Raw genomic sequence first — 9357 nt, 5'->3', positions numbered from 1 at the left:
TCGACTTTTTAAATCAGTTGAAGAATTAGAATCTCTTTTGCATCAACTTTTAAATGAAAGAGGTTTAATTGTTAAGTGGGATCGCAAGTTGAAAAACAAGGGTAATTCTGTTAACGCAATTTAAATTACGAACAGCTTACCGCTTCTAATTCATTACCTTAAGTTTAAGGATGTTCCAGTTCCCTACACTTTTGCTTGATTCATCTTTACATCTGACAACGCCCACCCTACACCCCTTAAACAGGATTTATAGTCATTTCAATTAAGATTGAGAATATCAATCCCAGAGTTCATAAGGGTTTTGTCGGTCTAGACTGTATCAGACTTATCTGAAATGACTATAGTATCAGTTATCAGTCGGCAAATACACGGACGCTATCGGGAATAATCGATAGTTTTACCTTTGTACCGATGTCTAATTGGGTGTTAATCGTTGTTCTAGCGTGGATTTGGCTGCCGGTAGCCGTTAGCAGACAATAACGGTATTCCCGCCCTAAAAATTGGCGATCGCAAATAACCAGATCTCCCGTCTCATCTGGCTTAATTTTGACATCTTCCTCCCTTAGCATCAATTCCCCTTTGTCCAAATCTTGACCATCGGCAATTTCCCAGACTCCTATCTCGGTTTGCCATTGTCCACCCTTCCGTCTAGCGGGGAGAAAGTTAGCTTGGGTGACAAACTCAGCCACAAATCGCGAGGCCGGATGACTATAAATTTCTTCGGGATTGTTAATTTGTTCTAATTTTCCTTGACAAATGACGGCAATTGTGTCACTGATCACCATTGCCTCCTCCCGGTCGTGGGTGACAAAAATGGCCGAGATACCGGTCGCTTTCAGGATATGACGGATCTCGTGCCGTAAGCGTTGCCGGACCTGCACATCGAGATTACTTAAAGGTTCATCTAAGAGGATTAAAGAGGGTTTTGGGGCTAAAGCGCGGGCGAGGGCGACTCTTTGCTGTTGTCCTCCCGATAGCTGATGGGGATAACGTTTTTCTAGTCCTTGCAGTCCGACTAAATCCAAAGTTTCCGCCACCCTAGCGTTAATAGCTTTGGTCGATAATTTCTCCCCAGAATTTTTTAACCCGAAGGCGATATTGTCAGCAATGGTTAAATGGGGAAAAAGAGCGTAATCCTGAAAAACCATGCCCGTATTGCGTTTTTCTGGGGGAATAAAGGTTTTTTCGTCGGCAACTATTCGCCCTCCCAATTCAATCACTCCTTGAGATGGTTTTTCAAATCCCGCAATCATCCGCAGTAGAGTGGTTTTACCGCAACCCGACGGACCCAATAATCCGAGAATTTCGCCCTCTGTTAAACTAAAACTGATATTATCGACAGCTAGAGTAGCAGCAGCGGTAAAACGCTTGTTAACCTCGGATAAACGCAGAATGACAGACTTTTTCATGGTGAGAAAGACAATCGCCCAGTCAGTGGCAGGGCTATTTACTTAAGAATTATTCCTAATTAGTTCACTATTATTGTTTATAACATCTCACTAGACTAATTAGGAAACTTTCTCAAAAATTTCATGCTCACACCTGAAGATATTATTCTCGTTCCCCGGGGGGCCGAGCATAGCTCAATCCGTCGAGGATTAAGGAAAATCGGCGATTTAGCCCCGCAAATTATCCCGATTAACCTTGGCGCTCCAGAATTCCTCGACAGTTCCCCAGTCTCTAGGCAATCTCTAGAATTTCTTAATAAGCTCACAGGAAAAATTGTGCTGATGGGATTAGCGGGCAGTCTCAGCGATCGCTATCGGGTCGGAGATGGGGTAATCTATCAAGGTTGTGGCACAGAAACGGGGAGTTATTGGCAGTGCGAACCAGAAATAACCGCAAAAATCGCCCAATTAACCGGATATAGTCTCGTTAAAGGTTTAACCAGCGATCGCCTGATTAGCCAGTCCGAGGAAAAACGACGTTTAGGACAGGGGGGCTATGAAGTGGTCGATATGGAAGGAGCAAGGATTTTAGGGGCTTTACCGGGGCAAAAAGTGGCAATTGTGCGCGTGATTAGCGACGAGGTGACGCAGGATTTACCCGATTTAGCCCCGGCAATTGATAATCAAGGTCAGCTGCTACCATTGCCCCTAGCTCGACAAATGTTAATCCGTCCTGTCCCAGCCTTCCATTTGATTCAAGGTTCCCTAAAAGGTTTATCCGTACTAACTCAGGTGGCGCGAAAGTTGTGCGGCAGTAATTTTTAAAAGTTGCTTGCAGATTATTTTTTTTCTGTGCTATAGTGATTAAGCTAAAATCAAGCGGATGTGGTGGAACTGGTAGACACGCACGTTTGAGGGGCGTGTGGCTTACGCCTTGCGAGTTCGAGTCTCGCCATCCGCATAAACTTTTATCTGCCCTCTGACAAGAATTGCCCTTGTCACCTATCGTCAGGGATGGATATTTGGCCATCAAAATTTCCTAACTCATCCTTTTAGGTGGCTTAGGTTTGACTAAGTTTAGTTAAGCGGTTGCGAGTAGCGATTTAGCCAAAGCACTAGGTCGTTTAAGGTTGTAAAATCCAACAAAGCCTCAGCCAAGGACTCTAATTGCTCGATTTCTAAAGACTGAATTCGGGCAGCCAACACCTCATCCACCGCACCAAAGCGACGTTGCAACAGACGCAAAATCAGGGCAGATTCCCCTTCCAGTCGTCCTTCCAGTCGTCCTTCCAGTTGTCCTTCCAGTCGTCCTTCTTCCTTGGCTTCACGATATACCCTTGTATCTGTCAATTGTAGTCCTAGCATCGCTTCCACCTCCTGCCGACTCAAGTTAGTAAATTTATAGACCATAATTGTGGCAATCATTTCTATTATGGCGCGACTGGCTTCTGTATCTGCAATTTGCTCTTGGGTTCGTGCCAGTAAATAGCGGGCTTTTTCTGGTGCTTGGGTTTCTTCGACAGTAGTGAGTACCATCAAGGCAACCCCTAGGGGTAACTGCTGAATTTCCCCTAATTCGTTCAGATAAATTCGATGCACCTGAGGACAATTGAGCAGCGCCCGGTAGGGATGGGCATTACTTTGTTCTAGGCTGCGGGTGGGATAGATGACAACAATTTGCCAATCGGTAAATTGTTCTCGCTGACGGTAAAAATACAAAAATGATTCACCAAATACCCTTTCATACAGTCGTTCGTCTTTTTGAAATTGCACTTCGCAAAAATAGATCACCCCGCTACTATCATTATCGGGTGGCAGGAATACGCCATCGATCTCAAATTTGGGTTCTTTGACGGCTACGGAGTCAAAGCGGTATTCGGTGGCATTATCTGGCGGGTTTTCCAGTAAATCGAAGAGAAGGGAGGGGGATTGTTGAAAAAGCCGGTAAAATATCGAGTCTCGTTTCATGATGATCGGGATTGCACCATAGCGATCTTCCCATGAAACCCCCAAAAAAAGAGAGAGGAAACTGTATCATCGGAAATTAAAGTAATGGCCTGTCTCGCCAAAAAATCGAACATTTGCTCAAAATTTTCGTTCGGACGGATGGCGAAACTGACAAGAATATTGGTATCAACAACAACCCGTATCACAAATCATCTTTTAACGATTCCATGAGTGCGTCGTGTTCCGCAGCTGTCATGCCAAGAGTTGCGGCCTCGTGCTGTAATTTTCTGGCAATAATAGATAAGCTGGGATGACCTACCATAAGGCGGACAACTTCATCATTCGGTATAAGCGCCAGTGCTTCCCTAATTTCCCTGGCCGTGCCTTGGATTACTTTTGCTTGTGTAGTCATGATTTTTGATCATTCTAGGGCGAATCCTAGCATAATTCACGACTGAGATGCTACCCATCGAAAAACCAAAAAAACAAAACCCCCTCCACTGACTGAATGAAGGGGTGTTTGTGATATTTTGTGGCCAATTTAGCCGACTTTTGTGGGTTTCTTTTCGGTGGATTGGGAGGATTTTAGTTTGCGTTTGAGGGTTGAAGCTGCGCCAAGAGTGCCGATAGCAAACAGTCCAAGAAGAGAATTGGGTTCGGGAACAGAAACTTGTTTGGTGACGAAGTTCAGGGAATTGGCCATTAACAGTGCGCCATCGGTACTACTGACCCAGAAATCTGATCGAGCATCGCTTGATGGGGGATAAAAATTCAACCCAGCTATTTTGCCCGCAAATGTGGAGGTATTGACAGCGATTAGCGGTGCCCCATTGCTCCAGTCAGCCACTGCCACCGCACCGGGGTTGAGAGGTCCCACTGTAGGGTTGAGAGATCCCACTGTATTGTAGTAACTCGATGACCCACCATTGAAGCTGGTAACGCCTGCGAGGATCGGGTTCGATGGATCGTAAATTGTTCCTAATGTTAGATTTCCGGGGGAGATCTGTCCTCCTGGTTGCCAAACATCGTAGTTTTGCGCCCTCCACCGACCACCAATGACTATGCCAGCGATCCAGAATGAAAAAGTCGCTTGGACTACTCCACCACCCGCATCGACGTAATCTGCTAATACATTACCGAAAGTGGTTGGATCAGCAAAAGATGCATCAGAAAAGAACAGTACGGCGTCATAAGCCTGTAATTGCGCGAGAGTTGGGGTAGAAGAACCGACATTCAGTACATCTACGCTCCCAGAAATCAGGCCAGTTCCAGCAATTTTTGCTTGAACGTCGTTGAGCCAAATCGCAGTGCTGGGAGCTCCGGCAATCAGAACGCTGGCCAAGGCGTGGCTAGTAGTGCCGAAGAAAACGGTTGATGCCACAATACCAACTGAGAGAGATTTTTGACTCAGCACCGCTAAAATTGGATTTTTCATTTTTAGAATTAAACACGAATAGGGCTTAAAGGGCAACGTACACACTTACCCCCCCCCGCATTGTATCAAAAGCTACAATTTAATAAATATTTACATTCCTCTCCCCCAGGGCTTGCGCCCCTTGTATATTGGAGAAGTGGTAGGGTGTCAGCCTTTTCTTCGAGAGGATTTGCTGATCACCGGGACCCCAAGAGAGCCATCTGATCACTTATAAACTGTTGACTATCTAAATTACTCGTTAAGACTGCATTAGAGGTAAATATTTCATGAGCCAAACCATCACACCTTCTTCCTTAAAAGCTAGTTTAGCCCCCAATCCCACTAGAGCAGCAACGGTGGACGATGGGGGAAATGTGCTAGGGGAATTTCTGCAAGAAACTCTGGCCATGACTAAACGTCTGTTCATCCAATTACAACGTCGTCCTTCAACCCTAATCGCGGGGGTAATTCAGCCCTTTATGTGGCTGATTTTATTCGGGGCATTGTTTTATAATGCTCCCCAGGGTCTATTCGGCAACGATCTCAGTTATGCTAAATTTCTCGCCCCCGGGGTAATTGTCTTTACCGCTTTTTCCGGGGCCTTAAATGCTGGTTTGCCGGTAATGTTCGATCGAGAATTTGGCTTTCTTAACCGTCTCTTGGTAGCGCCTTTAACCACTCGTTACTCGATCGTGGCCGCTTCTACCATCTATATTATCGCCCTCAGTTTCATCCAAACCGCCTCGATCGTGGCCGCTAGTGCCTTTTTAGGGGCAGGATTGCCCAGTTTAGCCGGATTAGGTGCGATCGCTTTGATTGTTTTCCTAATAGTTTTGGGTATGACTGCCTTAAGTCTCAGTTTAACCTTTGCTCTCCCCGGACATATCGAATTAATCGCCGTCATTTTCGTCACCAATTTACCGCTTTTATTTGCCAGTACCGCCCTCGCTCCCTTAAACTTTATGGCAGATTGGTTACAAGTAATCGCTAGTCTCAACCCTCTTACCTATGCGATCGAACCGATCCGTTATATTTATTTCAATCAGCACTGGTCTTTTGATAGCATAGTCTTACAAACCCCTTGGCTTGACCTCAATTTCTTGACAGTTTTAGGCCTGCTCTTAGCTTTTGATCTGCTAATCCTTTTAGCAATTCAGCCCTTACTTCGTCGTCGTTTTGCTTAAATCAGTTATCAGTTATCAGTTATTAGTTATCAGTTATTAGTTTACTGATAACTGAAAAGCTTGTAACTTTCTCACCACCAAAAACAAGATAATTTTCCGAGGAGTTAGTTAGATTATGAATACTCAAAGAATGTTGATCAAATCGTCTTTATTTCTAGCTACTGTTTTATTAGTCGGGGCTGATTTTAGTCCGCAAGTGTTAGCTCAAAGCTTGAACCCCAGTCAACCAGACTATCAAAAAAATGAACGTAGTTCCGATGGCAGGGATGCTCTCGGTGGTTTTAATCCTTTAGACTTGATTCATAATAGTAATTTTCGTCGTAGCCGGGACGGATCGGAATTTCAGGAAGACACCCTCAATAATATCAACGAAGCGGCCGAGGAGTTTAAACGCAAGCAAAGAGAACAACTGGAAAATCTGCAAAATCCTGCCCCAGAAACCAAATAAAACTCCTTTTTTGAGTAGTTAGACACAATTAATTGCACATATCTAACTACCTCTTGCCTCTTACCCCCCCAATCCCCCCGACATCGGGGCGGCGTACCTCTTACCTCTTACCTCTTACCTCTTACCTCTTACCTCTTGCCTATTGCCTATTGCCTCTTGCCTCTTGCCCATCCTAACCAGGAGGTTGATTTTGTCCTATTGCTTAGTATATATGATCGCTAAGTGCAGATGATCTGAGAAAGACCGATAACTGAAGAGCATTGGGGGGTTTATCTTACACGAATTTATATTAAACTTAGGATTGGTTTATTGAATTATCGTCTTATTAAAACTGTGGAAGTAATGGAAATCGGGCAAAAAGTCAAGGTCTGTCGCTTAAGAGACCGCGTTAACTCGGATGTAGCGGGTAAATTGGGTAAAGTGGGTGTCATCAAAAATTTTAAGATGACCGATGGCAGCGGTGTTGGTGCTGTTGTCCAGTTCGATGATAAGACCGCTACTTGGTTTTTTGAGGATGAACTCAAACTCATCTAAATACAACGCTTAGGAATTAATTATGTCCTTAATTTTGACCTTTTTGGGCAAGGGGGGCAGCGGTCGCAGTACAATAGCGATCGCTTCGGCAAAGAAAATGGCTGGTCTGGGGTCAAAAGTTCTCTTGATCGGTCAAGATTCCGGCCCTGCTTGGGGATTACTCCTCAAGGCCTCCCCTAGCTCCTCTATTACCGAAATTGCCCCCAATCTCTCGGTTATCCAGCTTAGTAGTACCCAATTACTAGAAAAAAGTTGGGAAGAAGTCAAGGAATTAGAAAAGCAGTATTTGCGTTCTCCCACCTTGAAAAATGTTTATGGTCAAGAGTTGGGCATCTTACCCGGAATGGACCAAGCTCTAGCTTTAAAATTCCTGCGGGAACAGGATAAAAGCGGAAATTACGATGTCATCATCTACGACGGCAGCGGAGATATCAACAGTCTGCGAATGTTGGGGATTCCAGAGGTGGGTGGCTGGTATTTACGGCGTTTTCTGCAGGTTTTCAGCGATTCTGAGATTGGTCGCACCCTTTCTCCCTTTTTCCAACCAATCGCTGCCGCCGTGCTGAATTTCTCCTTTAATCCCGACGGTTTGGGGAAGAAGGCCGATAATAACATTCTAGACGAGGGGCGCTCCGCTTTAGCCGATCCCCGGCGAGTTTTAGCCTATCTAGTCACCAATGATGATCCAATTGCGATCGCAGATGCCAAATATCTTTGGGGTGCGGCGCAGCAAATCGGTTTAAATGTGGGGGGAGTGATTTTTAATCGCTGTCAGAGTGCTACGGAGGATTTTGCCCCGCTGCCAGCCGCGATTTTACCCTACCGTCAAGGAGAAGATTGGCAGGAGTTAATCGCCGAGTTACCCAATTTTCTCACGGTGCAGCCGCCCAAACCGTTAATAATCGATACGGCAGCCGGTCAGGTCAAGGTTTATTTACCCGGATTCGAGAAAAAACAGGTAAAACTGACGCAATCAGGTCCAGAATTAACCATCGAAGCCGGGGATCAACGGCGTAATATTGATGTACCACCGCCTCTGACCGGAAGATCGGTAAAAGGGGCCAAATTCCAAGAAGGCTACTTAATTATTTCTTTTTAAGGGATTATGTCGAACACAGAGATAGAAAACAAGGACGAGCGAGGGGCCAAAACTCGCCAATTATTGGGCATGAAAGGGGCCTCATCGGCAGAAACCTCCCTCTGGAAAATCCGCTTACAATTGATGAAGCCGATCACTTGGATTCCCCTGATTTGGGGGGTTGTCTGTGGGGCTGCTTCATCGGGTAATTATACTTGGTCTTTAGAAGATGTCTTAAAAGCAGCCACCTGTATGTTACTTTCCGGTCCGTTGATGACCGGTTATACCCAAACTTTAAATGATTTTTACGATCGAGAAATCGATGCAATTAATGAACCCTATCGTCCGATTCCTTCGGGGGTGATTTCTATTCGGCAAGTAGTCGGCCAGATTTTGGTTTTATTAGCGGCTGGGTTAGGAATATCTTATCTTCTTGATCGCTGGGCCGGTCATGATTTCCCCATCATGCTTTGTTTAACCCTATTTGGTTCTTTTATTGCCTATATTTATTCAGCACCACCTTTAAAATTAAAACAAAATGGTTGGCTAGGAAATTATGCCCTCGGTGCTAGTTATATAGCATTACCTTGGTGGGCAGGTCACGCCCTTTTTGGTCAGTTAAATGGGACAATTATGATCCTAACTCTCATCTATAGTCTGGCGGGTTTAGGCATTGCTGTGGTTAACGACTTTAAAAGTGTGGAAGGTGACGAAAAATTAGGCTTAAAATCCTTGCCAGTTATGTTTGGAATTACCACCTCGGCTTGGATTTGCGTGATTATGATCGATGTTTTTCAAGCAGGAATTGCGGGCTATCTGATTAGTATTCATCAGAATCTTTATGCCGCTATTTTACTGTTATTAATTATCCCTCAGATCACTTTCCAAGATATGTATTTTCTGCGGGATCCGCTCAAAAATGATGTCAAATATCAAGCCAGCGCCCAGCCTTTTCTAGTGTTAGGAATGTTGGTGACAGGTTTGGCTTTAGGTCAGGGTATGCTCTGAAGATTGTAGTTAATAAAAACAGGAAATATCCAGTTTATGGGACATTATCGCCTTGAATCGGTCTTCTGTTTACGGTAACTTGATCCGTCAAGAGGGGTGAAAATAGATTTTCGGTTCGATCCCCCCTGCCCCCCTTGATAAGCTGTCCTTTAGTCACATCTTTCTTAACATTTCAAACCTTTGTAGCACAAGGCTTTCAAGACTCGGTTAACAATCTGTAATATTCCTTGTTGACACCCTTACTGACAAAGAAAAAACTGAAATCAAGTCAGGATAAGGGTTGGAGTGCTTACTGCAAAAATTGTTAAGAAAGATCCCTATAAGGGATAGCCCCCTTGATAAGGGGGGTGTCGATC

At 44.7% G+C, this 9357-nt stretch carries 10 protein-coding genes, 1 tRNA gene and 1 pseudogene; 8 read left to right on the top strand and 4 right to left on the bottom strand.

Annotated features, from left to right (window positions below):
* Positions 1-124 (top strand): annotated as a pseudogene (locus IM485_RS19440) (IS630 family transposase); the annotation flags it as partial.
* Between the two features lie 229 nt (positions 125-353).
* Here IM485_RS19440 and IM485_RS19435 read toward each other — a convergent pair.
* Positions 354-1409, bottom strand: a complete 1056-nt coding sequence (locus IM485_RS19435; RefSeq protein WP_287745094.1) for an ABC transporter ATP-binding protein — start codon at positions 1407-1409, stop codon at positions 354-356.
* Between the two features lie 123 nt (positions 1410-1532).
* On the opposite strand from IM485_RS19435, the gene IM485_RS19430 reads away from it, so the two are divergent.
* Both IM485_RS19430 and IM485_RS19425 read left to right on the top strand, forming a co-directional pair.
* Positions 1533-2213, top strand: a complete 681-nt coding sequence (locus tag IM485_RS19430; RefSeq protein WP_287745093.1) for a nucleoside phosphorylase-I family protein — start codon at positions 1533-1535, stop codon at positions 2211-2213.
* Between the two features lie 54 nt (positions 2214-2267).
* Positions 2268-2349 (top strand) — tRNA-Leu (locus tag IM485_RS19425).
* Between the two features lie 116 nt (positions 2350-2465).
* Here IM485_RS19425 and IM485_RS19420 read toward each other — a convergent pair.
* The 3 genes from IM485_RS19420 to IM485_RS19410 form a co-directional block, all read right to left on the bottom strand.
* A complete protein-coding gene (locus tag IM485_RS19420; RefSeq protein ID WP_287745091.1) occupies positions 2466-3356 on the bottom strand; it encodes an Rpn family recombination-promoting nuclease/putative transposase in 891 nt (296 codons plus the stop codon).
* A 181-nt stretch (positions 3357-3537) separates the two neighbouring features.
* Positions 3538-3747 (bottom strand): hypothetical protein, encoded by a 210-nt coding sequence (locus tag IM485_RS19415; RefSeq protein ID WP_287745089.1) that lies wholly within the window; start codon positions 3745-3747, stop codon positions 3538-3540.
* Positions 3748-3876: 129 nt separating this feature from the next.
* Entirely contained in the window at positions 3877-4770 is an 894-nt protein-coding gene (locus IM485_RS19410) for a PEP-CTERM sorting domain-containing protein (RefSeq protein WP_104396305.1), read from the bottom strand.
* Between the two features lie 266 nt (positions 4771-5036).
* Between IM485_RS19410 and IM485_RS19405 the strand changes: the two genes are divergently transcribed.
* The 5 genes from IM485_RS19405 to chlG all read left to right on the top strand — a co-directional run bounded on the left by IM485_RS19405 (position 5037) and on the right by chlG (position 9001).
* Complete coding sequence (locus IM485_RS19405; RefSeq protein ID WP_104396306.1) at positions 5037-5933, top strand: ABC transporter permease; 897 nt, start codon at positions 5037-5039, stop codon at positions 5931-5933.
* Positions 5934-6048: 115 nt separating this feature from the next.
* Complete coding sequence (locus IM485_RS19400) at positions 6049-6381, top strand: hypothetical protein (protein ID WP_287745086.1); 333 nt, start codon at positions 6049-6051, stop codon at positions 6379-6381.
* Between the two features lie 342 nt (positions 6382-6723).
* Positions 6724-6915: a cytochrome b6f subunit PetP gene (petP, locus tag IM485_RS19395; RefSeq protein WP_002742483.1), complete on the top strand. Its 192-nt coding sequence runs from the start codon at positions 6724-6726 to the stop codon at positions 6913-6915.
* A 22-nt stretch (positions 6916-6937) separates the two neighbouring features.
* Positions 6938-8014, top strand: coding sequence for a Get3/ArsA fold putative tail anchor-mediating ATPase NosAFP (locus IM485_RS19390; protein WP_194018262.1), 1077 nt, complete (start codon positions 6938-6940; stop codon positions 8012-8014).
* A gap of 6 nt (positions 8015-8020) precedes the next feature.
* Positions 8021-9001 (top strand): chlorophyll synthase ChlG, encoded by a 981-nt coding sequence (gene chlG / locus IM485_RS19385; protein WP_287745084.1) that lies wholly within the window; start codon positions 8021-8023, stop codon positions 8999-9001.
* The last annotated feature ends 356 nt before the right edge of the window (positions 9002-9357 follow it).

It is taken from the genome of Microcystis sp. M169S2 (assembly GCF_020245865.1).
In the GTDB taxonomy this organism is placed as follows: Bacteria; Cyanobacteriota; Cyanobacteriia; order Cyanobacteriales; family Microcystaceae; genus Microcystis; species Microcystis ichthyoblabe_A.
Note: the sequence above shows the minus strand (reverse complement) of the source record. Positions and strands in the feature narration are given on the sequence as shown.

Bases quoted from the DNA above. Each gene is read 5' to 3' on its own strand.
- IM485_RS19390 (WP_194018262.1), top strand. From the start codon at position 6,938: ATGTCCTTAATTTTGACCTTTTTGGGCAAGGGGGGCAGCGGTCGCAGT.
- IM485_RS19400 (WP_287745086.1), top strand. From the start codon at position 6,049: ATGAATACTCAAAGAATGTTGATCAAATCGTCTTTATTTCTAGCTACT.
- IM485_RS19430 (WP_287745093.1), top strand. From the start codon at position 1,533: ATGCTCACACCTGAAGATATTATTCTCGTTCCCCGGGGGGCCGAGCAT.
- IM485_RS19405 (WP_104396306.1), top strand. From the start codon at position 5,037: ATGAGCCAAACCATCACACCTTCTTCCTTAAAAGCTAGTTTAGCCCCC.
- IM485_RS19415 (WP_287745089.1), bottom strand. From the start codon at position 3,747: ATGACTACACAAGCAAAAGTAATCCAAGGCACGGCCAGGGAAATTAGG.
- IM485_RS19420 (WP_287745091.1), bottom strand. From the start codon at position 3,356: ATGAAACGAGACTCGATATTTTACCGGCTTTTTCAACAATCCCCCTCC.
- IM485_RS19435 (WP_287745094.1), bottom strand. From the start codon at position 1,409: ATGAAAAAGTCTGTCATTCTGCGTTTATCCGAGGTTAACAAGCGTTTT.
- IM485_RS19410 (WP_104396305.1), bottom strand. From the start codon at position 4,770: ATGAAAAATCCAATTTTAGCGGTGCTGAGTCAAAAATCTCTCTCAGTT.
- petP (WP_002742483.1), top strand. From the start codon at position 6,724: ATGGAAATCGGGCAAAAAGTCAAGGTCTGTCGCTTAAGAGACCGCGTT.
- chlG (WP_287745084.1), top strand. From the start codon at position 8,021: ATGTCGAACACAGAGATAGAAAACAAGGACGAGCGAGGGGCCAAAACT.